At 70.8% G+C, this 25,284-nt stretch carries 23 protein-coding genes; 9 read left to right on the top strand and 14 right to left on the bottom strand.

Features of this window, described 5'->3' with window-relative positions; all coding sequences use genetic code 11:
* Nucleotides 1–138, top strand: a 138-nt coding sequence (locus tag AB0G04_RS21800; RefSeq protein WP_360985441.1) for a sigma factor-like helix-turn-helix DNA-binding protein, incomplete at its 5' end; no start/stop codon positions are given.
* A gap of 169 nt (nt 139–307) precedes the next feature.
* Complete coding sequence (locus AB0G04_RS21795) at nt 308–970, top strand: DedA family protein (protein ID WP_360985378.1); 663 nt, start codon at nt 308–310, stop codon at nt 968–970.
* 20 nt (nt 971–990) lie between these two features.
* On the opposite strand, the gene AB0G04_RS21790 is transcribed toward AB0G04_RS21795, so the two are convergent.
* The 8 genes from AB0G04_RS21790 to AB0G04_RS21755 all read right to left on the bottom strand — a co-directional run bounded on the left by AB0G04_RS21790 (nt 991) and on the right by AB0G04_RS21755 (nt 10,295).
* Nucleotides 991–2,100: a hypothetical protein gene (locus AB0G04_RS21790; RefSeq protein WP_360985375.1), complete on the bottom strand. Its 1,110-nt coding sequence runs from the start codon at nt 2,098–2,100 to the stop codon at nt 991–993.
* 6 nt (nt 2,101–2,106) lie between these two features.
* Complete coding sequence (locus AB0G04_RS21785) at nt 2,107–4,050, bottom strand: alkaline phosphatase family protein (protein ID WP_360985373.1); 1,944 nt, start codon at nt 4,048–4,050, stop codon at nt 2,107–2,109.
* 48 nt (nt 4,051–4,098) lie between these two features.
* On the bottom strand, nt 4,099–4,824 hold the full coding sequence (locus AB0G04_RS21780) for a LamG-like jellyroll fold domain-containing protein (protein ID WP_360985370.1): 726 nt from the start codon (nt 4,822–4,824) through the stop codon (nt 4,099–4,101).
* 42 nt (nt 4,825–4,866) lie between these two features.
* Nucleotides 4,867–5,583 carry a hypothetical protein gene (locus tag AB0G04_RS21775; protein ID WP_360985367.1) on the bottom strand — a complete coding sequence of 239 codons (717 nt, stop codon included), beginning with the start codon at nt 5,581–5,583 and terminating at the stop codon, nt 4,867–4,869.
* Nucleotides 5,584–5,770: 187 nt separating this feature from the next.
* Nucleotides 5,771–6,976 carry a tetratricopeptide repeat protein gene (locus AB0G04_RS21770; RefSeq protein WP_360985364.1) on the bottom strand — a complete coding sequence of 402 codons (1,206 nt, stop codon included), beginning with the start codon at nt 6,974–6,976 and terminating at the stop codon, nt 5,771–5,773.
* Nucleotides 6,973–7,884 carry a cyclase family protein gene (locus tag AB0G04_RS21765; RefSeq protein ID WP_360985361.1) on the bottom strand — a complete coding sequence of 304 codons (912 nt, stop codon included), beginning with the start codon at nt 7,882–7,884 and terminating at the stop codon, nt 6,973–6,975. The genes AB0G04_RS21770 and AB0G04_RS21765 overlap by 4 nt, the downstream gene beginning before the upstream one ends.
* Nucleotides 7,885–7,895: 11 nt before the next feature.
* The gene (locus AB0G04_RS21760; protein WP_360985358.1) at nt 7,896–8,483 is read right to left on the bottom strand and encodes a TMEM165/GDT1 family protein; all 588 of its coding nucleotides are present in this window, start codon (nt 8,481–8,483) and stop codon (nt 7,896–7,898) included.
* A 249-nt stretch (nt 8,484–8,732) separates the two neighbouring features.
* Nucleotides 8,733–10,295 carry an alpha/beta hydrolase gene (locus AB0G04_RS21755; protein WP_360985355.1) on the bottom strand — a complete coding sequence of 521 codons (1,563 nt, stop codon included), beginning with the start codon at nt 10,293–10,295 and terminating at the stop codon, nt 8,733–8,735.
* 200 nt (nt 10,296–10,495) lie between these two features.
* On the opposite strand from AB0G04_RS21755, the gene AB0G04_RS21750 reads away from it, so the two are divergent.
* Nucleotides 10,496–10,996 (top strand): hypothetical protein, encoded by a 501-nt coding sequence (locus AB0G04_RS21750; RefSeq protein WP_360985352.1) that lies wholly within the window; start codon nt 10,496–10,498, stop codon nt 10,994–10,996.
* On the opposite strand, the gene AB0G04_RS21745 is transcribed toward AB0G04_RS21750, so the two are convergent.
* Nucleotides 10,993–12,561, bottom strand: a complete 1,569-nt coding sequence (locus AB0G04_RS21745; RefSeq protein ID WP_360985349.1) for an APC family permease — start codon at nt 12,559–12,561, stop codon at nt 10,993–10,995. The two genes, AB0G04_RS21750 and AB0G04_RS21745, sit on opposite strands and share 4 nt — an antisense overlap.
* A 35-nt stretch (nt 12,562–12,596) precedes the next feature.
* Between AB0G04_RS21745 and AB0G04_RS21740 the strand changes: the two genes are divergently transcribed.
* The 4 genes from AB0G04_RS21740 to pseI are packed head-to-tail and all read left to right on the top strand — an operon-like array spanning nt 12,597 to nt 17,538.
* A complete protein-coding gene (locus AB0G04_RS21740) occupies nt 12,597–14,957 on the top strand; it encodes an EAL domain-containing protein (RefSeq protein WP_360985346.1) in 2,361 nt (786 codons plus the stop codon).
* Between the two features lie 51 nt (nt 14,958–15,008).
* The gene (locus AB0G04_RS21735) at nt 15,009–16,070 is read left to right on the top strand and encodes a glycosyltransferase (protein WP_360985343.1); all 1,062 of its coding nucleotides are present in this window, start codon (nt 15,009–15,011) and stop codon (nt 16,068–16,070) included.
* The gene (locus AB0G04_RS21730) at nt 16,067–16,525 is read left to right on the top strand and encodes a GNAT family N-acetyltransferase (RefSeq protein WP_360985340.1); all 459 of its coding nucleotides are present in this window, start codon (nt 16,067–16,069) and stop codon (nt 16,523–16,525) included. Before AB0G04_RS21735 ends, AB0G04_RS21730 begins: the two co-directional genes overlap by 4 nt.
* Complete coding sequence (pseI, locus tag AB0G04_RS21725; protein WP_360985337.1) at nt 16,522–17,538, top strand: pseudaminic acid synthase; 1,017 nt, start codon at nt 16,522–16,524, stop codon at nt 17,536–17,538. Before AB0G04_RS21730 ends, pseI begins: the two co-directional genes overlap by 4 nt.
* A gap of 21 nt (nt 17,539–17,559) precedes the next feature.
* On the opposite strand, the gene AB0G04_RS21720 is transcribed toward pseI, so the two are convergent.
* Nucleotides 17,560–19,251, bottom strand: a complete 1,692-nt coding sequence (locus tag AB0G04_RS21720) for a hypothetical protein (protein ID WP_360985334.1) — start codon at nt 19,249–19,251, stop codon at nt 17,560–17,562.
* A complete protein-coding gene (locus AB0G04_RS21715) occupies nt 19,251–20,078 on the bottom strand; it encodes a hypothetical protein (RefSeq protein ID WP_360985331.1) in 828 nt (275 codons plus the stop codon). The genes AB0G04_RS21720 and AB0G04_RS21715 overlap by 1 nt, the downstream gene beginning before the upstream one ends.
* Before the next feature lie 239 nt (nt 20,079–20,317).
* Between AB0G04_RS21715 and AB0G04_RS21710 the strand changes: the two genes are divergently transcribed.
* Nucleotides 20,318–20,662: a CrcB family protein gene (locus AB0G04_RS21710; RefSeq protein WP_360985328.1), complete on the top strand. Its 345-nt coding sequence runs from the start codon at nt 20,318–20,320 to the stop codon at nt 20,660–20,662.
* Entirely contained in the window at nt 20,659–21,021 is a 363-nt protein-coding gene (locus tag AB0G04_RS21705; RefSeq protein WP_360985325.1) for a CrcB family protein, read from the top strand. Before AB0G04_RS21710 ends, AB0G04_RS21705 begins: the two co-directional genes overlap by 4 nt.
* On the opposite strand, the gene AB0G04_RS21700 is transcribed toward AB0G04_RS21705, so the two are convergent.
* The 3 genes from AB0G04_RS21700 to AB0G04_RS21690 form a co-directional block, all read right to left on the bottom strand.
* Nucleotides 21,014–23,212, bottom strand: coding sequence for an MMPL family transporter (locus AB0G04_RS21700; protein ID WP_360985322.1), 2,199 nt, complete (start codon nt 23,210–23,212; stop codon nt 21,014–21,016). The genes AB0G04_RS21705 and AB0G04_RS21700 overlap by 8 nt on opposite strands.
* A 72-nt stretch (nt 23,213–23,284) precedes the next feature.
* Entirely contained in the window at nt 23,285–23,929 is a 645-nt protein-coding gene (locus tag AB0G04_RS21695) for a response regulator transcription factor (RefSeq protein WP_360985319.1), read from the bottom strand.
* A 26-nt stretch (nt 23,930–23,955) separates the two neighbouring features.
* Nucleotides 23,956–25,260 carry a sensor histidine kinase gene (locus AB0G04_RS21690; RefSeq protein WP_360985316.1) on the bottom strand — a complete coding sequence of 435 codons (1,305 nt, stop codon included), beginning with the start codon at nt 25,258–25,260 and terminating at the stop codon, nt 23,956–23,958.
* Nucleotides 25,261–25,284 lie beyond the last annotated feature (24 nt).

The raw sequence follows: 25,284 nt of genomic DNA, 5'->3' as shown, positions 1-25,284 counted from the left end.
CTGACGCTGCGCTTCTACGGCAACCTCACCCAGAGCCAGATCGCCGACCAGATCGGCATCTCCCAGATGCACGTCTCCCGCCTGCTCACCAAGGCGCTGACCAAGCTCCGCGGCCAGCTGGCTCCGGACTCGATCTGATCGACCGGGCGGCGCGACCGCTCCCACCGGCGGGCGCGGACTGATTCACCCTGCGGACGCGATCTGATCCACCCGATCGGCGGCACCGGCCATCTCGGCCGGTGCCGCCGTCGCATGAACACCCCGGTCCGCGCGGTCGTCGCTACCGGCTGCCGCTACCGTGTAGCGGATGCCACCTTCTGCCGAGCTTCCCGGGTTCCTCGACACCGTGGCCCCGATTCTGGACCGCTGGGGTTATTGGGCCATCGGGGGCGTGATCGTCGTCGAGAGCTTCGGGGTCCCGGCGCCGGGTCAGACGATCATGGTGGCCGGCTCGATCTACGCGGGCCTGGGCCGGATGAACATCTGGGTCGTGGCGCTGATCTGCTTCGTGACGGCCGTGATCGGCGACAACATCGGCTACTGGATCGGGCTGCGGGGCGGCCGGAAGATCGTGGAGCGGTGGGGCAAGTACATCCTCGTGACGCCGGCCCGCCTGGCCAAGGCCGAGGACTTCTTCGCCCGCCGCGGCAACCGCGTCATCGTGATCGCCCGGTTCATCGACGGGCTGCGCCAGCTCAACGGTGTGATCGCCGGGATCACCCGGATGCCGTGGAAGACGTTCCTGCTCTACAACGCGATCGGTGCGGCGCTGTGGGTCGCCTTCTGGTGCACGCTCGCCTACCAGCTCGGCGACAACATCGGCACGGTGATGAAGTACGCGCACCGCTACCAGTGGCCCGTCATCGGGTTCGTGGTCGTGGCGATCGCGATCTACGTGACGCTGCACGTGCGGCACATCCGGCGGCGGCGGGCCCGCACGGTCGAGCAGATCGAGGAGAGCCAGGCCTGATCAGGCCGGGCGGGGTCCGTTCAGAACCGGGCGAACCGGGCCCGGACCAGTCCGCCGATGGTCGTGAAGTCGCCGCCCGCGTCCAGGGCGCCGCTCGGGTCGGCGCTCAGGACGCGTACCCCGATCACGCCGTTGGCCTGAGGATTCCAGTCGGTGAGGCGGCCGTCGCCGGTGACCGCGGCCAGTTTGACGCGCGGCGTCGAACCACCCACGCAGTTGCCCTGCGGGCCGTTGCGGGCGGTCCGGCAGACCCGGTCGAAGTGGCCGCCGACGTAGGCGGTGCCGGCGATCGTGGTGATGGCCGTCGCGTCGCCGTCGAACACGCGCTGCCAGCGGGTGGTGCCGTCGAACCGGTACGCCACCGCCCGGCCGCCCTGCCCCCCGGTGGCCGCGTACACCCCGGCCGGGTCCACCGTGACGGCGTTGACCTCGGCCGCCACCTTGGGCCTGAAGTAGCGGTCCAGCAGGCCGCTCGCGGCGTGCACCACCGCTAGCCGGGAAGCTGCCTTCGCCCCGTTGACCCGCCGGAACGCCCCGCCGAGGAAGACCCGGTCACCGGCCACCGCGATGGCGTGCACCCGATCGTCTGCCGAGGCGCGCCAGGTGGTGTCGAGACGTCCGGTGAACAGCGAGAATGCTGCCAGGTTCCGCTGTTTCCGTCCGTTCACGGCGGTGAAGCTGCCGCCCAGGTAGAGGCGGCCGTTGCCGATCGCGAGGGTGTACGGGCTGCCGTCGATGTCGTGTTTGAACGGGGTGACGGTGTCGGCGGCCGGGCTGAGCTGGACGATCGAGTCGCGCTTCTCGCCGGCCACCCGGTGGAAGGCGCCCGCCGCGAAGAGGGTGCCGGGTGCCGCGGCCAGGGCGCGGACGGTTCCGTCAGCCGACGGCGCCCAGCTGAGCAGGGCACCGGTCCGCCCGTCGAATGCCGCAAGCCGGCTGCGTGGATAGGTGCGCCCGTTCCAGTTGGCCTTGGTGAACGCCCCGCCGACGTACACCGTGCTGCCCTGGTAGGCGACCGCGTAGACGGTCCCGTTGAAGGTGGGGGCCAGCCGGGCGGCCGACTCGACGGCCCCGGCGGGTGTCGCGGCGGTGAAAACGAACAGGAGGGTCAGGGCGAGGAGACGACGCACATCGGTTCAACTCTCCCGGACAGGGGAAAGTCGCGCCGCTACGCCCGGTTCGCGGTCATTCGTGGGCATTGCCGACAGGATCGGCCCGGTGGTACGCAGACCGAGCATGATCAGCCAGTCGATCAGCTGCCGGTGCACCGCGTCCGGACCGTCAAGATCATGAGTGACCGGCCAGGACGTCGGGTGCACCAGCATCGCGTCGGTCTGCCAGCCGCCCAGGCCGCCGTGCGAGCCGACCAGTTCCTCGAAAGCAGAGACCTCCTGCGTCTCCGGATCGACCGAGCTGATCACGACGAGGTCGCCGACGTGCGCGGCACTCTGGTGGCGCAGCAGGTCGGCGCGGGCGTACGGGCCGTACGGCGCCAGCGGGTCGAGACCGGTCACCTCGCCGTCGCGCAGCCGGTGGGAGCCGCCCGGACCGTACGCCATCGGCCCGTCCTTGCCCTGCACCACGACGATCCCGATGCCCGGATGCGAGGCCAGCCGGTGGATCAGGTCCGGGTAGGTGTGCTCGATCGTCTCCTGGAGCACCCGGGTCGGGAACCGGGTCAGGTAGAGCAGCGACAGGTTGCCCGAGGAGACCACCAGCACGTCGTCGGCGAGGCGGGCGACCACCTCGGCCAGGGTCTCGCCGTGCCGCTGCCGGAAGGTCGCGCCCTGGCTCTGCCCGTGATCGGAGAGGACGACGAGGTGATAGTGGCGGGCCGCCTCCGGCGCGAGGCGGCCGAGCACGCCGAGCATCCGGTCCAGACTCTCCAGCTGGCGCATCGATTCGGGGCGGGCCGGGCCGGCGTGATGCGCCACCTCGTCGTAGTCGACCAGGTCGCAGTAGATCACCGGGACACCGCGGGCCATCTGCTCGGCGACCAGTGACACGTTCACGTCGCGCAGCAGCATCGACGCGGGGCGCAGCGCCAGGAACGCGCCGGAGCGGCTGACCCGTGGCTGCAGATTGCGCCGGCGCTGCAGGCGGGCCTGGTACAGCTCGGTGATCACCTCCGCGCCGCCGAGGACGAGGGCGCGGGTGAAGCCGTACGGCGAGGCCATGAACGCCGCCCAGCCGCGGGCCGTGCGGCCGGGCAGAGCCGCGTGACTGACCGTCAGCAGGCTGGTCTCCGCGTCGCCGCTGAACGCGTTGCTGATACTCACCCCACCGTCGCGGAGCAGCCCGCGGCCGTCGCTGAGCCGGGACTCGATGATGGTGGCGTCCCGCGGGCGGTTGGAGACCATCACCTTGCCGGTCTCCTTCTCGTACCACCGGAAACCGGGGATCTGCCGGCTGCCGCCGTGCAGGATGCCGGCCTGCGAAGCCGGGGTCGTCGACGGCAGGCCGGTGTGCCAGCCGCGGACCGTGTGGCTGCCGGTGCGCAGCCAGTGCCCGATCGTCGGCAGGTTCCCGGCCCGGATCGCCCAGCGCAGCACCGGCTCGGCCACCCCGTCCAACTGGATGATCAGCAGGCCCGCATCGGTGCCGGCCGGCGGGCGGCGCAGACTGAGCAGACGGCCGGTGGAGCGCCGCCGGATCCCGCGCATCAGGCGGCGTGCCTCGCGGACGAAGGTGTCGTCACTGCCGGCGTCGGCCATCCAGTCCAGCAGGGCGGCCACGATCACGGCCAGGATCGCCGCGGTGACCAGGGTGGGCAGCCCACTGATCCGATCACCGGGGTCCAGCCGCAGCGCCACCACCATGACGACGATCTGCGTGACGACGCCGAGCAGCATCGCCGCCCAGCCGCCGAGCGCGGTGATGCCGAGCAGCAACAGCGGCCGCAGTACCGCGCCGACCGCGGCGACGAGCACGACCAGGCCGAGGGTGTCCACGATGTCGGTGCCGGCCACGCCCGGCATCAGCCACAGCATCAGGGTCAGCACCACGAACGTGGTGAGGGCGCTGCGCAGCACGGTGCGGACCCGTCGGAGCAGGGCCCGCGTCCGGCTGCTGATCGCCATCTCCCGACGATGACATACCGGGAGGCACGGAACCGGACGAGGAGACGGTCAGCGGCTGATCCGTACCCAGACGTTGTCGAGAATGCCGTTGAACTGGTCGTTGTCCCGATAGGCACCCTTCGCACCGATGCTCAACGGCAGGTCGTTGGAGACGTTCAACCCCGCCGGCACCGTGGTACGCCCACGCAGCACATTGTCGACGTAGACCTCGAGCCGGGTGCCGATCCGCTGGCAGCGCACCCGATGCCAGCGGCCGTCCGCGGTGGTGACCGAGCTGCGGACCATCCGGATGATCGGCCGCCGCACGTCGACCAGCACGCAGCTGGGGTGGCCCGCGGCACCGTCGATCTGGAGCTTGTATTGGCTGCTCGTGGTCGAGTAGCCCTTCTGCAGCACGTTCTGGCCGGTGCTGGTCTGGCCCGGTTCGAGCAGGACGTCGGCGCCGAAGGCGATGTCGCGGGTACCCGGGTTCAGGCCCGCCGATTCGACACTCTGCAGAGCGACGTGCGGGCACACCTGGTCGGTGCACCTGTCCGGGAAGGCCAGGGCGGTGCCGGGTCCGTGCGCGACCGAGCGGACCCGCCCGCCCTGGAACGAGATCACCCGCAGTGTGTGCCCGTTGCCGGACTCGTCCAGGATGCTGCTGGACCGTCCGTTGAAGCCGTAGTGGGCGGTCATCTCGGTCACCGCCGGCGGGTCGTTCGCCCACACCGGCGCGGGGGCGACGACAACGGCCACGAGTGCGAGAACCGCCGCAGACATACCTGATTGCATGCCCGAATTATTACTTGTGCGGTATTGTGTCGGTGCAGCGGCTCAGGGGCGGAACTCCTCCGGGCGAATCGGCTTGGCCGACTCCTTGCGCCCGAACAGCCGCCAGCCCCGCTTCTTCTTCTCCGTCACCGGCTGCGCCGCACCGTTCAGCACGTCCAGCCGATGCCGGGCCACCGGGTTCTCCGGCTCCAGCCGCAACGACGTCTCCAACGCCTGCCGCGCCTGATCGACGTGCCCCAGGGCGGCAAGCGTCACCCCGTGCGTGAAGTAGTAGTGCGCCTCGTTCGGATCCAGCCCCACCGCCGTCCGTGCCGCCTGCTCGGCGTCGCCCAACTGCCGGTCCGCGGCCAGCAGAGCCCACGCCACCCGGTCGTGCCAGAGCGGGTTCTTCGGCTCCACGATCACCGCCCGGTAGGCCATGCTCATCGCCTCCTCGTGCCGCCCCAGCAGGGTCAGCGCACGGCTGGCGATCGCCGGCGGACGCGGATCCTCCGGCGCAAGATCCACCGCCCGGGTGGCCGCCTCCAGAGCCGCCTCCACCTGGTCGAGAGCCAACCTGATCCGGGCCATCAGAATCCACCCCGGCGCCGAGTCCGGCCGCCCGACCAGCACCGGATGCAACATCTCGGCCGCCTTCTCCGGCTGCATGTGCTCGAACAGCGCGGCGGCCCGCGCCACACCCAGGTCGCTCGGATCCGCGAACGCCCTGGCGGACGCGTCGGTCGAGGTCATGCTCGGGGAGGAGGCGAGTTCGGTCATCGGTCCGCTCCGGGGATACGGCTGGAGATCACGAGGTTCACATCGGCGGAAAACCTCGGTTTCTGAGGATCCCCGCCGCCGGAGGCGAATCCATGGGCGTACGGCCACCAGGAGCACCCTGGCTCCGCTCACGCGACGTCCACCGGACTCCCGCCCGGCGGAGCCCGGGTGCTCCGCGTAGGCGTACCTAAGAGGTGGTTTTACGGCGGGTGAGGACCACGACGCAGAAAAGGAAGCCGCCGGCGGCGGTCAGGGCGGCCGGGAAGCTCCAGCCGCGCGGGAGGGCGTCGGTGACGACGACCCCGACGAAGACGGCGGCACAGACGCCGGCGATCAGCCGCAGGGAGTGGCTGGTGAGGCCACGCCCCGGTGTGCCGGGCTCCTCGACCGGGGCGGTGAGCAGGCGCACCGCGAATCCGGCGAACGTGGCCGTACCGAGCAGGGCCGGCAGCCAGGCGGCCGGGGCGGCCAGGGCGACGAGCAGCGGGATCACGGCCAGGGCGGCTGCCGCCAGGGCGATGCGCTGACGGCCGTGGGTGAGCAGGTCCCGCAGGTAGGAGCGCAGCGCCGGATCGAGCCGGGACAGGAAGTAGCCGGCGTAGGCGGACGGCGCGAGAGCGGCCAGGGCGGCGAGGAGGCGGGCGGCGCCCGGTGACGATCCGGCGGTGCGCCAGCCGAGGTAGGCGAGCAGGACCAGCATGATCGCGGTGTAGACGAGGAACTGGCGCAGGGCCAGGTCGAGCAGGAAGCGGCTGGCCTCCTGTCTGGGGTCGGCGCGCAAGGCTCCGACCAGGCCGGACACGCCGCGGGCCATCCGGCTCAGGGCGAACGGGTTGCGATGGATGACGTCGAGGGCGGCCAGTTCGTGGCGGGCGACCGCGTTGTCCGGTTCCAGGGCCAGGGCGTCACGGAGCGCCTGGCGGGCCCGGTCGGTGAAGTTCAACTGCTTCATCACCATGGCGTACGTGATCCGGAAGTCGGCCTTGTCCGGGTCGAGCCGGATCGACTCGCGGGCCGCGTGTTCGGCCTCCACCGCGTGCCGGCCGTCCTCGAGCAGCGCCCAGGCGAGGCGGTGATGCCGGTACGGGTTCAGCGGCTGTCGCGCCGCGGCGGCGCGGGCCGTCGCGATGGCCTCGTCGTGCCGGCCCGATTCGCTGTGCACCCGGCTGAGCGCGGACAGCGCGTCCGGCGACTCGGGGGCGTGCTCGACCGCGCGCCGGGACAGCTCCTGTGCCAGGTCCAGCCGTTTCAGGGCGATCTGCGCATGGGTCATCAGGACCAGCGCCGGCACGTGGTCGGGTTCGGCGGCGAGCACCGGGCCGAGGACGCGGGCGGCGGCCTCCGGTTCGCCGCGGCTGAGCTGGATCCGGGCCAGCTCGAGGTCCCGGCTCACGCGGGTGGCTCGTCGGCGGGGACGGTCGCGAAGGCGCGGACGGGGAAGCTGCCGAACCCGGCGACCCGCGGCGGTACGGCGGTGAAGCGCGCGCCGATCGGCGGCAGTTCGCGCAGGTTGGTGAGGTGCTCGACGATCGGGATCCCGGCGGCCAGGAGCAGGCTGTGCGCGGGCCGTTCGCCGGCGCCCGCCGGGGAGGCGTCGTCGATGTTGACCGAGTCGATGCCGACCAGGGCGGCACCCTGGTCGGCCAGGAGCTGGGCGCCGTCGCGGGTCAGGTAGGGGGCGTCGGTGCCGTACTCCGGGGTGCCCCAGTGCCGATCACCGCCGGTGTGCAGCAGCACGGCACGGCCGGCGACGGTGACGTGGGCGAGCATCTCGGCGGTGACGCCACGCTCACTGCCGACCGCGCGGACCACCACGGTGGGCAGACCGGCAAGCCGTTCCAGTGGGATACCGGCCAGGTCGGCGCCGTCGGCGTAGCGGTGGTACGGGCTGTCCAGGTAGGTCCCGGTGTTGCCGACCATGCTGATCCGATCGATGGCGAACTCGGTGCCCGCGGCGTAGTTGCCGCGCGACGCGGTCCTGGTCAGGTGTGGCGTGATCTCGGGCGCCGGCAGGCCGGGGTAGGTGACCATCCCGGCTGTGATGACGTGGCTGAGTTCGACGAACCTGACCCGCTCGGCCTCGGCGTCCGGGGCCGGCGGGTGCGGTTCGGCGACGATCCGCACGTCGCTGACCTTGGCCCGCTCGACCCGTTGCGGGGCGAGCGCGGCGACGAGCAGCGCGGTGATCTCGGATTCGGTGACGTCGGCGTGCGGGATGTTCAGGCGGAAGCCCCGCGCCCTCAGCTCGCCCCCGCCGTCGAGGGTGACTTCGGCGTCGAACTCGGCCCGGTAGTCCAGCACGGCGGCTCCTTTTATCGCAGTTCGATCACACCTTCGGCGATCAACCAGATGCCGAAGATAGCGAAGAGTGCGGCGGCTCCGTACTTGATGACCTTTTCCGGTAGATGCTTCCCCAAGTATCGACCCACGAGAATGGCGAGAGCGTCGGCGGCGACCATACCGATCGTCGAGCCGATCCAGACGCCGAACCAGCCGTGCTGGGTGGCCAGGGTGATGGTCGCCAGCATGGTCTTGTCCCCAAGTTCGGCCAGGAAGAACGCACCGCCGACGGCGAGGATCGCCGAGCCGGTGGACCGTTCGGCCTTGCCCTTCTCCTCGTCGGTGAGGTGGTCGCCGCGCAGGGTCCAGGCCCCGAATCCGAGGAAGGCGATCCCGGCGATCAGGGAGATCCAGCCGGTCGGGATGGCGGCGCCGAGACCGTACCCGATTCCGACGGACACGAGGTGGACCACGGCGGTGGCGACGGTGATGCCAATCAGCACCGGAAGGGTTTTGAAGCGGGTGGCGAACGTCATCGCCATGAGCTGTGACTTGTCACCGAGTTCGGCGACGAAGATGACCGCGAAGCTGATGCCCAGCGCGGCTAGGAAACCTTCCACAGAGAACTCCCGGTGATCATGACCGGGTTCAGGCGCAGGGCGACCTCGACCCGGCCATTACGAAAACGGCCTGGTCGAAGGTCTCGCTCGCCTCGAGAAACCGAGGCCGCGCGGCCGGAACCCGGAGAACCGGGGTCAGTATGTCGACCGCGACATTGGGAGCTACTCCCCTTCGCGGGGTCGAGCTTAGCTCACGTCCTGGTCACCGAGCGTCCTGGTACCGAGCCGATGACCAGGACGTGAGCCGGTTCACTTGATGTTGTGCTGCAGCAGCCGCCGCATGTCCGACTTCCTCGCGGTGGCCGTGAGCGGGGTCGGCTGGTCGATCGGCTCGCACTGCTTGTCGGATCGGTCCGCCTTCACCCGGCCGGGAAGTGCCCCGGTGGCCAGGTAGTCGGCGATCGTGTTGTCCACGCAGGCGTTGCCGAACAGCGACCCGGCGTGGGTGGTACCGCCGATGCCCTCGATCAGGACGGACCGCGGGAACCGGCGGCGCGCCTCCAGCGCCCCGCTGAACGGGGTGGCCGCGTCCAGGGTCTCGCTGATCATCAGCAGCGGCGGCGCCTTGCTGCCGTCCACCTCGACCGGCTTGCCGGCCTCACCCGCCCAGTGCCGGCAGGGTGCGTTGTACCAGGCGTTGCCCCAGGTCTCGAACGGCGCCCGCTTGTGCACCCGCCAGTTGTCCCGGACCCACTTCTGCCAGCTGGCCGGCCACGGCGCGTCGGTGCACTGGACGGCCAGGTAGACGGCGTACCCGTTGTCGGAGCCCTCGGTCTGCGGGTGTTCGGCGTCGTAGAGGCGCTTGAGCGGGGCGATGTCGGCGTCGTGGACCCAGGACGAGAACGCGCGGGCGGTCTCCTCCCACCCGAACACGTAGTAGCCCGGCTGCAGGAACACGTCGGTCAGTTCGGCCGGCCCGATCTGCCCGGCCGGCTTCTTCGCCAGTTGGTCGAGCTGCTGGTAGTACAGCTTCTCCACGGCCGCCGCGGTCCGCCCGAGCCGGTAGACCGAGTCGTACTTGGCGATCCAGGCGAAGTAGATCTTGATGGCCTTGTCGAAGGCGACGTCCTGGTCGAGGTTCGACTGGTACCAGACCCGGCCCGGGTCGACCACGCCGTCGAGGACCATCCGGTGCACCCGCTCCGGGTTCCGGCTGGCATAGATCTGGCCCAGGTAGGTGCCGTAGGAGAACCCGTAGAAGCTGATCTTCTCGACTCCGAGCGCCTGCCGGATGCTGTCGATGTCGCGGACCGTGTCCTCGGAGCGCATGTGGTCGAGCAGCGCACCGCCGTTCCGGGCACAGGCCGCGGCGTAGGCGGTGGTCCGGGCGTGCCAGGCCTTCTCGATCTCCGGTGTGCTCGGCACGTACGGCGGCCGGTTGTACCCCGCGTACTTGGCGTCGCAGGTGAGTTTCGGCTTGCTGGCACCGACGCCGCGCGGGTCGAACCCGATCCAGTCGTAGCCGGCGCCGCCCTGCTTCGGCACGGCCTGGCCGAGCGCGGCCATCGCCCGTCCGGAGCCGCCCGGCCCGCCGGGGTTGACCAGCATCACGCCCTGCCGCTTGTCCGCCGGCGCGGTCGACTTGATCCGTGACACCGCCAGCTCGATCTTCGTGCCGTCCGGTTTCGCGTAGTCCAGAGGCACGGAGAGGTATCCGCACTCGGCACCGTGTGACTTCAGCGTGCCCTCGGTGCAGGCGCCCCAGGCGATGGCCGCCGGCACGCGGCGAGCCGTCTCTGCCTGCGCCGCGGTGACCGTGGCACCGACCGTACAGAGCGCCACCGCGGTCGCGGCTGCCCAGAATCTCCTCATACCAAGCCTCTCGTGTGCGTTTAACCCAAGATGGTCAAGGGCTCGGCAGGTGGCATCACTCGTCCACGCCGGTACACCACCTCATAAGGTGCATTTTATGCATAAACGGTGCAATCCGTCTGTGCGTTCAGGTGGTCCACTCGGACGCGCCACTCCGGAATCCCTGACGTCGGTCGTCTGATTTGCGACCATTGCGAACCATGGACGAGTTCTGGCTCCACCCAAGGCTGGGGACGGCAACTCGGGACGGCCAGCAGCCCCGGCACTACCTGCGGGCGCTTCAGCACGCCGCGCAGAGCCTGGACGCCGACCCGCACTGGCAGCGGTGGTGGCACGCGTCCGGCTTCCGCGGCTGTGAACTCGGCATCGTCACCGAAGGCCGGCTCGACCATCTCCGCCCCAGCGCCGACATCCGTCGCGTCGACGATCAGCTGCGGGCCAACTTCACGTGCGCCCTGCCACCGGCCGGCACCGGCCGCGACGAACTGGTGCAACGCGCGTCCACCGAGGTGCGCACCATGTTCGAGGTGATCCGGGAGGCGATGGCGCTGCCTGACCTGCCGCCCACCCCGGCCCCGTCAGCCCCGCCCGAGGACGCCGACGAGGTGCCGATCACGGCCAAGAGCCTGCCCTCGATCCCCCGGGAGCTGGAACACCAGGGCTACCTGACCCTCACCCAGGTCCAGGACTTCTTCGGCTAGTTCTGCTCCACGCGCTCGGGGCGATGAGCTCCCGGATCGCGCTGCCGGGGGATCTTGGGGACCGTGGGTTCGGCGTGCGGGGCCGCCGGTGCCTCCGGTGCCGCCGGGGTGATCACGACCGGGGTGCCGGCCAGGCCGATACCGGCGTAGCCGACCGGATGGAGGCGGCGCAGCAGCAGCGCGTGCGTCACAGCCAGCACGACGCAGGCCAGCAGAGCTCCGGGGATGACCTTGACCAGCGGATATCCCGGCGGCAGGCCGAGCAGCGCGGGCAGGTCGCGGAACGCCAGGAAGCAGAGGCTGGCCAGGGCCACGGTGGACACCACCGGCGCGGCGAACCGGCCCCAGAAACCCTCCGGGCCGGGCACCCGGTTCAGGTGCAGCAGGGCGGCCACCGCCACGAGGAGCAGCAGCATCAGGATGCTGAGTGCGCCTCCGGCGATCAGCCAGCGGGCGGTACGCGGTCCGGGGTCGGCACCCGCGGCACAGGCGCCGGCCAGGGTGGCGCCCGCGATCAGCGACTGGGTCACCGAGGCGGCGCGCGGCGCGGCGGTCCGCGGGCGGATGCCGCCCAGTACGGCCGGCAGCACCCGTTCCCGGCCGAGCGCGTACAGGTAACGGGAGATCGCCTGGTGCAGCGCCAGGATCGCCACGACCACGCCGGTGAGCAGCATGAACCGGCCCAGGGTCACGGCCCATGGCGCGAGCCGCTCGGCCGCCAGGTCGAAGAGTGTCTCGGGGCCGCGCGCGGCGGCGACCGCGGCGGCCCGGCCCGGCCCGGCGGCGACGATCATCGACCAGGAGAAGCCGCCGAGCAGCAGGGTGATCAGCAGCACCGCGCCGTACCCACCGAAGCCGGCGCTGCGCCGCGGCTGGAACCCCTCCTCCGTGCAGGTGGCGGTGGACTCGAACCCGGCGAAGGTCAGCACCGCCACGGCGAGCAGCAGCCCGAGCGCCGGACGGTCGAGGACGGCCGGGTCGGCGATCAGGATCGTGCCGGAGGTGACCTCACCCCCGGACGGCTGGAGCACGTTGGCCGCACCGATGCCGGCGAGCACGGCGACCTGGGCGACCGCGAGGAGACCGATCACGCCGGCCGCCACCTCGACGCGCATCGTGCCGCAGATCGCGACGATCGCCCAGCAGGCGGCGGCGACCGCCCACCACGGGGCGGTCAGGCCCAGGAAGCTGCTCAGCAGTGGGGCAGCGGCGACTCCGGCGAGGGCGTAGAGACCGAACTGGATCGCGTGATAGCCGGCGATCGCGAACCATGCGGCGGCGAGTCCGGCGGGGCGGCCGAGACCACGAGCGACCTGGGAGTACGCCGCTCCGGCGCTGGGAAACCGGCGGATCATGGCCGCCTGGCCGGAGCAGACGGTCAGCAGCAGGAGCCCAACCGCGCCGAATGCCCACGGCACGAGCTGACCAGCCCCGTCGGCCAGCACCGCCGGAACCACGGTGACCAGGGTGACGATCGGGGCCGCAGCGGCCAGGCCGAGGAAGGCGATCGAGGCGGCGCCCACCCGGCCGGGCGCGAGCCCGTGCGACGAATCCTCCTCGGACATCTCCACGGATCCATTCAGGCCCACCGCCGCCAGCTTTGACAACCGTACGTATCGGTGCACTGACCGTTCGTGACCAGGTTGGCACGAACCCCGAACGGCTTGCGGGTTTCCCTCAGCTGACCGTGCCGCTCGCCGACTGCAACCACGTGCTAGCCACCCAGCAATTGACGGAGTTCCTCGCCGTCGTAGCGGACCGCCCCGACGAGGCGGCCGCGCAGCATGCCGCCGTCGAGTGCGCGTCGCGTGCCCTCGGGGCCGACCTCGCCGTCCTGACGGTCGACGGCGGCGTGGCCGCCGCGGTAGGGCTGCCCGCCGACGAGATCCCCGTCTACGCGCTCACCGCCGGGTACCACGTGGGCTACCCGGCCACGCTGCGCGCGGGTGGCATCTGTTACTCGCTGGCGGTCGCCCCGCTCGGTGGCGGCTCCTCGGGCATGCTGATCCTCGGCCGCCGGGCCGGTGACTTCACCGACGAGGAGGTGTGCCTGCTCCGCGGCATGGCCCGGGTGCTGGAGCTGAGCCTGCAGGCGCTGCACCTGGTCGAGGCCGAACGCCGGCAGGCCTCGGAGAACAATCGGCTGATCGACTCGCTGCAGCGTCGCCAGCGGGTCTTCGACGAGCTGAGCACGGTGCAGCGGGCGATCGCCCGGCGCGAACCCCTGCGCAAGGTCCTGGACCTGGTCACCACCGCGGTCGCCGGCCTGCTCAAGGTCGACATCGCCGGGCTCACCGTGCTGGAGAACGACGACCCGAGCCGGATGAGCCTGGTGTCGGGTGCCGGCATCCCCGACCACGTGATCGCCCGGATGCAGCGGATCCCGGTCACCTCGCTCGGTGTCGCCGGACTGGCGATCATGGGTGACGAGCTGGTCGCGGTGGACGACTACGCGAACTCGCCGATCGCCGTGCCGGAGATGGTGCAGAACCAGATCAAGAGTGTGATGGCCGTACCGGTGCACGAGGACGGCGTGGTGATCGGCGCCGTCTTCGCCGGGTCGTACACCGAGCCGCGCGAATGGGACAAGGGTTCCCAGGAGATGCTGCAGGCCTTCGCCGAGCACGCCGGCCTGGCCGTCACCGACGCCCGCACGCTGCGCGAGATGAACGCCTCGTTCCACGACGCGCTGACCGGCCTGGCAAGCCGTTCCCTTTTCGTCACCCGGATGGAGAACGCCCTCGGCGCGCCGCGGACCGGCGGTGTCGCCGCGCTGCTGATCGGCCTGGACCGGTTCAAAGTGATCAACGACTCGCTCGGGCACACCTCCGGCGACCGGCTGCTGACCCTGGCGGCCGACCGGCTGCGGGACTGCCTGCGCCTGGAGGACACCGCGGCCCGGCTCGGCGGTGACGAGTTCGCCGTACTGCTGCCGGAGGCCGCCACCGTCGAGGCCGTTCTGCCGGTGGCCCGCCGGATCGTCACGGCGATGCGGGAGCCGTTCGACCTGGACGGCCGGGAGACGTTCGTGACCGTCAGCATCGGCGTGGCACACGGCGCCGGCGGACTCGACGCCCAGGAGTTGCTGGTCCGCGCGGACCTGGCCCTGTTCGAGGCGAAGAAGAAGGGCAAGGACCAGTACGCCTTTTTCGAGCCGTCGATGCGCGAGTCCTTCCAGAGGCACCTGGAGATGGAGGCCGACCTGCGGCGGGCCGTGCTGCGGCACGAGTTCGAGCTGCGGTTCCAGCCGATCGTACGGCTGGCCACCGGCGAGATCTCCGGACTGGAGGCACTGGTCCGGTGGCAGCATCCGGAGCGCGGGATGATCCCGCCGCTGGACTTCATCCCGCTGGCCGAGGAGACCGGGATGATCGTCCCGATCGGTGAGTGGGTGCTGCGGGAGGCATGCCGTCAGGCGGCCCGCTGGAACCGCCGGCGCGACCCGGACAAGCCGCTGACGGTGAGCGTCAACCTGTCGGCGGTGCAACTGGACCGCCCGGATCTGCCCGAGGTGGTGGGCCGGGCGCTGACCGACAGTGGACTGCCGGCGCACCGCCTGGTGATCGAGCTGACCGAGTCGCTGCTGGTGGACCACCGTCAGGAGACGCTGGAGCGGTTGCAGGCGATCAAGGCGCTGGGCGTACGGCTGGCGATCGACGATTTCGGGACGGGTTATTCCTCGCTGGCCTACCTGCGACGGTTCCCGGTCGACATCATCAAGATCGACAAATCGTTCGTCGACGACGTCGGTGACGTCCCGGCGGCGGCGGCCCTGACCCTCGGCATCATCCAGCTCGGCCAGGCGCTGCAACTGTCCACAGTCGCCGAGGGCATCGAGGACGCCGGGCAGCTCAGCGAACTCGCCGACGGCAACTGCGAACTGGGCCAGGGTTACTACTTCGCCGAACCGCTGACCACCGAGGCGATGCAGGACCTGTTGTTCCCCACCGGCCCCCACTGACGACAACTGCGGTTCCCCTCAGCTTCACGTACGGGGCTGACGGTGGTCGCCATGGATGTTCTGCTGACCGTCGTAGTGCCGGTCTACGCGGTCGAGGGCTACCTCTACCAGTGTCTCGAGTCGATCCGCGCCGGGCTGAGCCCGGAGGAGAACGCCTCGGTGGAGGTCATCGCCGTCGACGACGCCTCCCCGGACGCGTGCGGCGCGATGCTCGACGCCTACGCCGACCGCCACGGTGACCTGCGTGTCCTGCATCTGAGTGACAACGTGGGGCTGGGGCTGGCCCGCAACGCCGGCCTGGCCGAGGCATCCGGGAAGTACGTGTGGTTCGTCGACAGCGACGACTGGCTGCCGTCCGGGTCGGTCCGCGCGGTGCTGGAGCGCCTGCGCGAGACCGAGCCGGACGTCCTTCTCGTGGATCACCTGCGCGTCCACGAGAGCGGCCGCCTGCAGGCCGACCCGAGTTCGGTGCTGCTGGCCGGGCCGCCCGACCTGGAGCGCCTGATCGGGGTTCAGCACACCGCGTGGAACCGGGTCATGCGGCGCGAGTTCCTGTCCAAGCACGACCTGCGGTTTCCGGCCGGCTGGTACGAGGACGTCCCGTTCAGCAATCCGGTGCTGATCGCCGCCGAGCGGCTCGACGTGCTGGAGCGGGTCTGTTACCACTACCGCGTCGGCCGGTTCGGCGCGATCACCGCGACCCGCAGCGACCGCCATTTCGAGGCGTTCGAGCAGTGGGACCGCTTCTACGCCTGGCTGGACGCCGCCGGTGGGGAGCCCGCGCTGCGCGTACGCGTCTTCACGCTGATGATCAGCCATCTGCTGGTCGTCGCCGGCAACGAGAGCCGGGTGCACCCGCGCCGCCGCCGGGCGTTCTTCCGTGAGATCGCGGCGCTGTACCGGCGGCACCGCCCGGCCGGCTACCTGCCGCCGGCCGGCACTCCGGGGCTCAAGCACCGCCTGGTCGCGGCGAACAGCTACAGCATGTACGCGGCCCTGCGCGCCGGATACCGGGTGGCCGGGCTGCGGCGCCGGTCCACCCAACGGACACCTGCGGTTTCCCGGGACATCCCGTCGCCGCCACAGCGGGTCCAGACCACGTCCATACGTTGAGCGGCGTGCTTCGACCCGCCCGTGACTCCGACCGTGACCTGGTCCTCCCCTGGCGCAACCACCCCTCGGTGCGTGCCGTCAGCCTGACCACCCACGAGATTCAGCCCGCCGAGCATGCCGCCTGGTGGGCCCGGCGCAGCGGCGACGTCCTGATCTACGAGGAGGACGGCGTCCCGGCCGGCGTGGTGATCTTCAACGACTCGATCTGGTCGTTCTATCTCGATGTCGAAGGACTGGGTCCACGCCTGCTGCCCGCGTGGATGCGGCTGGAGAAGGAGGCGGTCGAGTACGCGTTCGGCCCGCTCGGCCTCGACACCCTCGGCGGGGAGACGCTCGCCGACAACACGCAGGTACTCGCCCTGCACCGGCGATTCGGGTTCCGCGAGACACGCAGATACGAACGGCTGGTCGACGGCGTGCCGAAGACCGTCGTGTGGACGGAGAGAAACAGATGAGCAGCACGAAGCCGTACATCGTGGCGGAGATGTCGGGCAACCACAACGGTTCGCTGGACCGGGCGCTGGCCCTGGTGGACGCCGCCGCTGAGGCCGGTGCCGACGCCATCAAGATCCAGACATACACCGCGGACACCATGACCGTGGACGTCAAGCACCCGCGGTTCCAGATCTCGGCGGGCCACGACCTGTGGGGCGGCGACTACCTGTACCAGCTGTTCGAGCGGGCGCACACGCCGTGGGACTGGCACGGCCCGATCTTCGAGCGGGCCCGGGAGCAGGGCATCACCCCGTTCTCCAGTCCGTTCGACCGGACCGCGATCGAGTTGCTGGAGAAGCTGGACGCGCCGATGTACAAGATCGCGTCCTCGGAGATCACCGACCTGCCGCTGATCCGGCTCGCCGCGTCGACCGGCAAGCCGATCATCATCTCCACCGGCATGGCGACGCTCCGGGAGATCACCGCGGCGGTCGAGGCCGCCGAGGGTGCCGGCGCCACCGACATCACCGTGCTGAGCTGCACCGCGTCCTACCCGGCGCCGCCCGAGCAGACCAACCTGCGGCGCATCCCGGTGCTGGCCGAGGCGCTGAAGCTGCCGATCGGGCTGAGCGACCACACGATGGGCATCGGGGTGCCGATCGCCGCGGTGGCGTACGGCGCCGTCCTGATCGAGAAGCACTTCACCCTGGACCGCGCCGACGGCGGTGTGGACTCGGCGTTCTCACTGGACCGGGCCGAACTGCGGCTGCTGGTGACCGAGTCGGAGCGGGCCTGGCAGGCGCTCGGCACCACGTCGATCGGCCCGACCGAGGCGGAGAAGGAGAGCCTGCGGTTCCGGCGCTCGCTGTACGTGGTCACCGACGTGAAGGCCGGCGAGCGGGTCACGGAGGAGAACGTCCGGTCCATCCGGCCGACGGGCGGTCTCGAACCGGACCAGATCGGCACCGTGCTCGGTCGTACGTTCACGGTCGACGCCGTCAAGGGCACGCCGCTCACCTGGGATCTGATCTGATCACCCGCCGGCGGGCACCGGTCACTTCCTGAGGCCCCGGTACGCGCGCTTGGCGGCCATGAGCGCGCGTCCGGTCAGCCGGCTCCGGTGGAACCGCAGCTCCCAGTCCATCCGGCTGAGCTGGTCGTCGCGCAGCCGGATGGTGTTCTCGGTCCACTCCATCATCGCCAGCAGGTGGCTCGCCTGGTACCGCTGCCGCCAGAGTGCCTCGGCCAGCTCGTGGTAGCCGGCCACGTCGACCGGGGCGGTGCCCGGCTGAACCGCCAGCAGCGCGAGCCGATGCGCCCGCTGCTCCGCGGTGTTCAGCCCGAACTCGGCGCCGTCGATCGTCACCTGCAGGTCGACGGCGGCCCGCAGATCCTCCTGGTCGAGGCTGCGACCGGCCATGCCGACCAGGATCGCGGCCAGGTCGGCGGCGCTCGCGGTGATCGGCCACGGATGCGGCCGGGCCCAGGTGATCAGCCGGACCCCGAACTGCCACAACGCTCGCACCAGGGCGACCTGGACCGGCACGGCCCCTTCCCATCGCGCGGACAGCAGCTCCGGACCGGCCTTGGTGACGGCGAGGTCGGACAGGTCCGCCAGGGCGGCGGGGCCGTCGACCACACCGTCCCGGGCCTGACCGTCCAGCCATGACGCGTACCGGCCGATTTCCTGGCGCAGCCCGGGCAGGCCGGCGGACGCGCAGAACTCGATCAGGCGGTCCTCCAGCCGCTGCCCGGTGGCCGGTCGCACCAGATCCGCGCGACGCAGACCGGAATGCTCGACCGAACCGGAACGCCCGGCCGGACCGGCTTCCGCGGCCAGCACACGCGGGCCGTCCGCGCCGATGGTGTAGACCCGGTGCCCGTCATCGACAAGCAGGTCGGGCCACTCCCGGCCCGGGTGTCCGGCGCCGGGCACCCGCGCGACGACCAGCCAGCCGCCCGCGACGGTGTCCTCCGCACCGGCCCGCAGCGCCCTGCTGACAAGCCCGCGCGGGTCGCTGATCACCTGACGGCCGCGGAAAGCCGTGGTGTAGGCCTGCGCGAGCACGGTCTGCAGCCAGGGCCGCAGCGGCGACGAGACGTCACCGAGAAGTTCGCCCCCGATGAGTACGCGCGGCTCGGACGGCTCCGGGAACGCGGCCCAGGCGGCGTCCACCATCAGGCCCGACCCGGTGATCCGGCCGGTCAGCTGGGCGCGGGAAGCCGGGGCATGCCGGGTCGGCTCGTCGGCCGGGTACCACGCGGCGTCGTCGCGGAACCGGCGGCCGGGCTCGAGGCGGACGGTGTGATGTGCCCCGAGCTGGTTGTCGTGCATCAGGATCAGGACACCGCCGGGGCGTACCGCAGCGGCCAGACGGTCGAGCAGCTCACCGGCGGTGAGCTGCTCGCCCTCGGCCGAGTTGAGCCGGTGAGTACCGTCGGCCGCGACCACCACGTCGTACCCGGCACTCAGATCGACCTTGCCGAACGCACCGGACACCACGGTGGCCGGCGGATGGGCCGCGGTGGCCCGCTCGGCGTCGGCGAGCGAACGCAGTACCCATGTGACCTCGGCTCCCGCGTCGGTCAGCGCGGTGATCAGGTCGTCCGGATGCGGTCCGGCGATCAGGACGGCCCGGCCGGGTACGGCAAGTGGCAACGTCAGATGCCGGAGCAGTGCGCTGCTCACACCGGGCCGGTCGTGGAAGTTGAACATCTCGCCACCGGCGCGGATCAGGTTCGGCATCACGTGTGCCCTTTCTTCGGCCAGCCCAGCAGTTCGCGCAGCTCGTCCGGGCCGGCCAGTTCGTCGGCGCCCAGCTGGACGCGGGCCAGCCGGTGGCAGGTGGCGAAGTCGGTGGATCGGCCGTACAGCTCCGGCCATTGGCGGTGCAGGCGCGGTTCGCCACCGAACGTCATGTCGGCGTTGTCGAGAATCATCGGGTCGCCGTAGACCGCGGTCTCCCGGCCGGCCAGCAGGCCGTACCAGATGGCGCTGCACAGCCGGTTGGAGATCACCCGCCGGTGCCGCCGCAGTTCGGCGAGCTGACCGACCAGGAAGTCCCGGTCGTGGTCGCGCCACATGAAGCCGCGGTAACCGTGGCAGATGACCCGGAAGCCGGCCCGCTCGTACAGGGTGCGGACGGCCCGGGTGCGGTACTCGTTCCAGTAGAGGCACGCCGTGATCGGGCCGCTCTCGGTCGCCTTGACCTCGTCGATGAGCCGCCGGTGATCGCCGTGGACCTGCTGACCCTCCCAGCCGTGGAACGGGTAGAAGATGGTGCCCTCGCCGGGACCGTCGGCGGGCGGCGTCATCGCGAGCAGGTAGGCGAACGGCGCACCCACCACCACGACGTTGCGCCGGCCCTGTGACCAGGAGCGGCGCCGGGTCTCCTCGGACCAGACCAGCAGCCGGCTGCCCGCCGTGTACGGCGTGCCGGGGGCGAGACCGTCCCCGATGTTCCATCCGTGCTGGAGGTACCCGTGGATCCGGGGCGGGTGCAGCGGTTCCGGCATTCCGCAGTACCGGGCCAGGATGTGCGAGTGCCCGTAGTGGTGGTTGGCGTGGTGCATCGAGCCGCACGGTATCAGCGATCACCGTGGCGTTTTGGGTTGTTTCCTGCACTTCGGGGTATCCGGCAGAAGAGGTCACCGTCCGGACGGCCAGAATTCAGATCGGCGGCCCGGCCCGGAACTGCTCAAGATCATGATCTACAGTGGACGGACAGGCTCGCTCCCCAGCAGGAGCGCCTGGAAACCGGCCGGGGCGGACGCCGCCACGTCCCCCCGGCCGGCCCATAGAGTCACCGGTGATGGATCTCGACGTGAACCGGTCCGACCTCGCCGCGGTCGCCGCGGGCGGGGTGCTCGGCGCCCTCGCACGGTACGCCCTCGCCACCACCTGGCCGTACACTCCGGGCGCTTTCCCCTGGTCCACCTGGGTGATCAACGTGTCCGGCTGTTTCCTGATCGGAGTGCTCAACACCCGGGTGCGGCGGCGGCTGCCACGGCTGCTGCTCGGCACCGGCTTCCTCGGCGGTTACACCACCTTCTCCACCGCCGTCGTGGAGATCTCCGACGCCGGGCTGATCTATCTCGCGGCCACCCTGATCGGCGCGGTGGCCGCCGTCACGGCCGGAAGCCTGCTGGCCCGATGACCGCCCTGCTGGTTGCTCTCGGCGCGGCGATCGGTGCCCCGCTGCGCTACCTGACCGACCGATACCTGCAGGCCCGCTTCGGTACGGCCGTCCCCTGGGGCACGCTCACCGTCAACGTCGCCGGCTCGTTCGTCCTCGGACTGGTGCTCGGGCTGCCGGTGAGCGCGGGGACGATCGCGCTCGTCGGCACCGGATTCTGCGGGGCACTCACCACGTACTCGACGTTCAGCTGGGAGATCCTCGCCCTGGCCCGGCGCCGGGAGATCCTCGCGGCCGGTGGGTACGCCCTGCTCAGCATCACCGCCGGAATGGGCGCCGCCGTGATCGGCGGCGCCCTGGCCCGTACCGCGGTCAGCTGATCGGGGTCAGCTCCCGCTCCGGGTTCGCCGGGGCGGCCTGCGCCGGCGGCTCGTGCGCGATCTCCGGCAGCCAGCCCAGCCACTTCGGCAGCCACCAGTTCGCCCGGCCGAGCATCGTCATCACCGCGGGCAGCAGCACCGCCCGGATGATCGTGGCGTCCAGCAGGACCGCCGCCGCCAGGCCGATGCCCAGCTCCTTGGTGGCGGTCAGCGGCAGGGTGGCGAAGAGCGCGAACACGGCGACCATCACCACGGCGGCGCTGGTGATCACGCCGGCGGTCCGGCCGATGCCCTCACGCACCGCTTCCCGCGTCGACAGGCCGCGGTCGTGTCCCTCGCGGATCCGGCTGACCACGAAGACGTGGTAGTCCATCGACAGCCCGAACAGGATCACGAAGAGGAACATCGGGATCCAGTTGGTGATGCCCCCGCCGGAGACGAAGCCGAGCTGTTCCTCGAAGTTGCCGTACTGGAAGACGAAGACCAGCATGCCGTAGCAGGCCGCGACCGACAGCAGGTTCAGCACCAGCCCGGTCACCGCCACCACGACCGACCGGAACGACACCAGCAGCAGGATGAACGCCAGTCCCAGGACGAAGGAGAAGACCAGTGGCAGGGTCTTGTCGAGCTGCTCGTTGTAGTCGACGCCGCCCGCGGTGGATCCGGTGACCAGCGCCGTGGCGCCGCCGATCCGGCCGAAGGTGTCCGGCACGACCCGGTCGCGCAGCAGGTTCAGCGCCTCGACGGCGACGCTGTCGCTCTCCTTGCCGGCCAGGCCGACCGAGACGATCGCGACGTTCCCGGCCGGGTTGACGTCGACGTCGACCGGTTCGACCAGCTTGCCGCCGCTGCCCTGGATGGCGGCCTTGAGGCCGGCCAGCGCCTGCTCGAACTCGGGCGTCCTGACCGAGTCGTCCTTCACCACGATCTGCGCCGGGGTGGTCTTGCTGGGGAAGGCCTCACCGATGGCGAGGAACGTCCGCACCACCGGGGCGTCCGGCGAGACGTCCTGGATGGCCTGGCCCCGGGTCTTCAGATCGAGTGCGGGATAGGCCAGGGCGCCGAGTGCGGCGACGGCGATCATCGCGGAGAGCAACGGCTTGGCGAGTACGACGTTGAGCAGCACGTTCCAGACACGGCCGTCATTGTTCCGCCGGTACAGGCCGGGAATCTTGATGGCGTCGACCCGGTCGCCCAGCGCCGAGAGCAGCGCCGGCAGCACGGTCAGCGAGCCGAGCACCGCCGTGGCCACCACCAGGATGGTGCCGGTGGCGAAGCTGACGAAGACGACGTCCTGGGTGAAGTACATGCCGGCCATGGCGATCATGACGGTCAGGCCGGAGACCCAGATCGAACGTCCCGAGGTCTGCGCGGCGATCGTCAGCGCACGGTGCGGGTCGGCTCCCCGGCGGCGCTCGTCGCGCTCCCGGCGGATGTAGAACAGGCAGTAGTCGACGCCGACGGCCAGGCCGATCAGCAGCATGACGTGCGTAGTCTCGTCGACCACGGGGGCGAACCGGCTCGCCGCGGCCATCAGGCCGATCGCGGCGACCACCGACATAATCGCCAGCAGGACCGGAAGGAACGAGGCGACCACCGCGCCGAAGGCCACCAGCAGGATGCCGAGCGTCACCGGGATGGAGAGCATGCCCAGGCGGTTCAGCCCGCCCTCGAGCTCCTCGGTGACCAGCTGGTCGGCGCTCGCCGAACCGGCCTCGGCGATGTAGAGATCCGGGTGGGCGCGCTGCACGCCGGCCACCGCGGCCAGGGCCGGGTCGACACGCTCCTCCGCGGTCGCGGGGTCACCGGCGATCTCGAAGGTGACAAGCGTGGAACGTCCGTCGGCGGACTGGATCGGCTCCTGCACCTCGGCGACGCCGGTGGTCGTACCCAGAACCCGGACGATCTCGGCGGTGGCCGCCGCCCGGTCCGACCCGGCCCGGTTCTGGATGAGCACCATCTCGCCGGCCGGTTCCTCCGGGAAGCCGGCCGCGGCGACGATCCGGTCGGCATCACCGGACTCCCCGTGCCCGGCCGTGCCCTCGTCCGCCTGCTTGGTGCCGATCATGCCGCTCATGACGACCGTGGCGGCCACGAAGGCGATCCAGCCGAAGATCGCGAGCGCCCGATGGCGGGCACTCCAGATCGCGACACGAGCCGCGATCCCTTTGACGTTTTCCCTGTTCCCCATGGGGTAGAACGCTATGGAGTCCGAAGTGGCCGATCGATACGGAAGACACCCCGTTCCGGGGTAGGGCTAGCCCTACGCCTGGAGGTAGGCCAGCACCGCCAGCACCCTCCGGTGCTGCTCCTCGTCCTGGTGCAGGCCCAGTTTGGTGAAGATGTTGCGGACGTGCTTCTCCACCGCGCCGTCGGTGACCACCATCTTGCGGGCGATCGCGGTGTTCGACATGCCCTCGGCCATCAGCACCAGCACCTCACGCTCGCGCGGGGTCAGGCTGCGCGTCGGGTCGTCGCGCCGGCGACGGACCAGCAGCTGGGCGACCACCTCCGGGTCGAGCACGGTTCCGCCCTCGGCCACCCGGCGGAGGTTGTCCAGGAACTCGGCGACCACGGAGACCCGGTCCTTGAGCAGATAGCCGACCGCCCCACGGCGGTCGGCCAGAAGATCGTCGGCGTACGAGACCTCGACGTACTGCGAAAGCACCAGGATCGGGCTGCCCGGCACCGCGGCCCGGGCCTCGACGGCGGCACGGAGCCCCTCATCGGTGTGCGAAGGCGGCATCCGGACGTCCACGATGGAGACGTCCGGACGGTGTTCCTTGATCGATTCGACGAGTGAGGGCCCGTCCCCGACAGCCGAGACGACGGTGTGACCGTTCTCCTCGACGAGCCGGATCAGGCCCTCCCGCAACAGCACCGCATCATCGGCTATGACCACCCGCATGTGCTCATGCTGTCAGACCCCCGGATCTAGAGCGGCAGCGCCGCCGTGAGCCGTGTCCCGCCCTCGGCCGGGCTGTCCACCGCGAGCACTCCACCGGCGGCCCGTACCCGGTCGTCCAGCCCGGCCAGGCCGTGTCCCTTGGCCAGACTCGCCCCGCCGACCCCGTCGTCGGAGACCGTCACGATCAGGCCGGTCTCGATCCGCTGCACGCTGACCTGCACCTCGTTGGCGTGGCTGTGCTTGGCGACGTTGGTCAGCGCCTCGGCCACCACGAAGTAGGCGGTCGACTCGACTCCCGGATCGAGCCGCTCCAGCGGCGGCGCGTCCAGGTCCACCGGGATGGTGCACCGGCCGGCCAGCGCGGTGAGCGCCGCCCGCAGCCCTCGGTCGACCAGGATCGGCGGGGCGATGCCGCGGGACAGGGCACGCAGCTCGTCAAGCGTTTCCCGGGTCTGGCTGAGCGCCTCGGCGACGATCGCACGGGCCCGCTCCGGGTCCTCGGAGAACTGCTGCTCGGCCCGGCCCAGGTCCATGGCGAGGCGCACCAGCCGCTGCTGGGGGCCGTCGTGGATGTCGCGTTCCAGCTTGCGCAGCGCGACCGCCTCGGCCGAGACCGCAGCCTGCTTCTGCCGCTGCGCCACGTCCCGGGCCTGCTCCGCCTCGGCCACCTGCAACCGCAGCTCGGAAGCGCTGACCAGAAGACTGCGGGCGAACCAGGCCTCCATGAGCGCGGCCCCGCGGACCACCCAGTACAGGGTGCCGGCGAAGAACACGCCGAGACTGAGGTTGAAGAGCATCCGGGCCGCGACGGTGTCCTCGAAACCAAGCAGTTCGTGCAGCTCGTAGTTGTCCGGCGGGTGCGGCAACGCCCAGTCCCACAACGGGTAGCTGAGACCGGCCAGCGTGCCGGCCCACCAGGTGATGACGAAGCAGAAGGCGATGGTGCTCGGGATGAACCGGAAGATCGCGTGCACCCAGTCGAGCCAGGCCTGCTCGTCCGCGAGCGGACCCAGGGTACGGCGGACGAGGCCCTGGCCACGATTGCTCTTGTACTTCGGGTGCGGGCTGGGGCGCCGCAGCACGGGGCTGATCCGGGCCCGCTCGGTCATCGCGAACCCGCGGGACACCATGAGCGTGCCGACCAGGATCGGCAGGCCGACCCAGATGATCGCGGTGCCGACGCCGAGCGCGAACCCGGTGAGGCCGACGACCAGAGTGATGAGGCCGATCGGGAAGCCGAGCAGCACGTACTGCGTGTCGATCGCCAACTGGCGCAGCAGGCGGCCGAGCATGCTCCGGTGGCGGACCGCCTCAACTTGTGTCGTCGTCATGCCTGAAGACGCTATGCACCCGCG

The organism is Actinoplanes sp. NPDC023801, from assembly GCF_040639655.1.
GTDB lineage: Bacteria > Actinomycetota > Actinomycetes > Mycobacteriales > Micromonosporaceae > Actinoplanes.
The sequence above is the reverse complement of the archived record's forward strand: the minus strand, read 5'-3'. Positions and strand labels throughout refer to the sequence as shown.

What these genes read in the sequence shown, in the direction of transcription:
- AB0G04_RS21795 (WP_360985378.1), top strand. Translation starts at nt 308, where the DNA reads ATGCCACCTTCTGCCGAGCTTCCCGGGTTCCTCGACACCGTGGCCCCG.
- AB0G04_RS21785 (WP_360985373.1), bottom strand. Translation starts at nt 4,050, where the DNA reads ATGGCGATCAGCAGCCGGACGCGGGCCCTGCTCCGACGGGTCCGCACC.
- AB0G04_RS21780 (WP_360985370.1), bottom strand. Translation starts at nt 4,824, where the DNA reads ATGCAATCAGGTATGTCTGCGGCGGTTCTCGCACTCGTGGCCGTTGTC.
- AB0G04_RS21775 (WP_360985367.1), bottom strand. Translation starts at nt 5,583, where the DNA reads ATGACCGAACTCGCCTCCTCCCCGAGCATGACCTCGACCGACGCGTCC.
- AB0G04_RS21755 (WP_360985355.1), bottom strand. Translation starts at nt 10,295, where the DNA reads ATGAGGAGATTCTGGGCAGCCGCGACCGCGGTGGCGCTCTGTACGGTC.
- AB0G04_RS21750 (WP_360985352.1), top strand. Translation starts at nt 10,496, where the DNA reads ATGGACGAGTTCTGGCTCCACCCAAGGCTGGGGACGGCAACTCGGGAC.
- AB0G04_RS21745 (WP_360985349.1), bottom strand. Translation starts at nt 12,561, where the DNA reads ATGTCCGAGGAGGATTCGTCGCACGGGCTCGCGCCCGGCCGGGTGGGC.
- AB0G04_RS21735 (WP_360985343.1), top strand. Translation starts at nt 15,009, where the DNA reads ATGGATGTTCTGCTGACCGTCGTAGTGCCGGTCTACGCGGTCGAGGGC.
- pseI (WP_360985337.1), top strand. Translation starts at nt 16,522, where the DNA reads ATGAGCAGCACGAAGCCGTACATCGTGGCGGAGATGTCGGGCAACCAC.
- AB0G04_RS21720 (WP_360985334.1), bottom strand. Translation starts at nt 19,251, where the DNA reads ATGCCGAACCTGATCCGCGCCGGTGGCGAGATGTTCAACTTCCACGAC.
- AB0G04_RS21715 (WP_360985331.1), bottom strand. Translation starts at nt 20,078, where the DNA reads ATGCACCACGCCAACCACCACTACGGGCACTCGCACATCCTGGCCCGG.
- AB0G04_RS21710 (WP_360985328.1), top strand. Translation starts at nt 20,318, where the DNA reads ATGGATCTCGACGTGAACCGGTCCGACCTCGCCGCGGTCGCCGCGGGC.
- AB0G04_RS21705 (WP_360985325.1), top strand. Translation starts at nt 20,659, where the DNA reads ATGACCGCCCTGCTGGTTGCTCTCGGCGCGGCGATCGGTGCCCCGCTG.
- AB0G04_RS21700 (WP_360985322.1), bottom strand. Translation starts at nt 23,212, where the DNA reads ATGGGGAACAGGGAAAACGTCAAAGGGATCGCGGCTCGTGTCGCGATC.
- AB0G04_RS21695 (WP_360985319.1), bottom strand. Translation starts at nt 23,929, where the DNA reads ATGCGGGTGGTCATAGCCGATGATGCGGTGCTGTTGCGGGAGGGCCTG.
- AB0G04_RS21690 (WP_360985316.1), bottom strand. Translation starts at nt 25,260, where the DNA reads ATGACGACGACACAAGTTGAGGCGGTCCGCCACCGGAGCATGCTCGGC.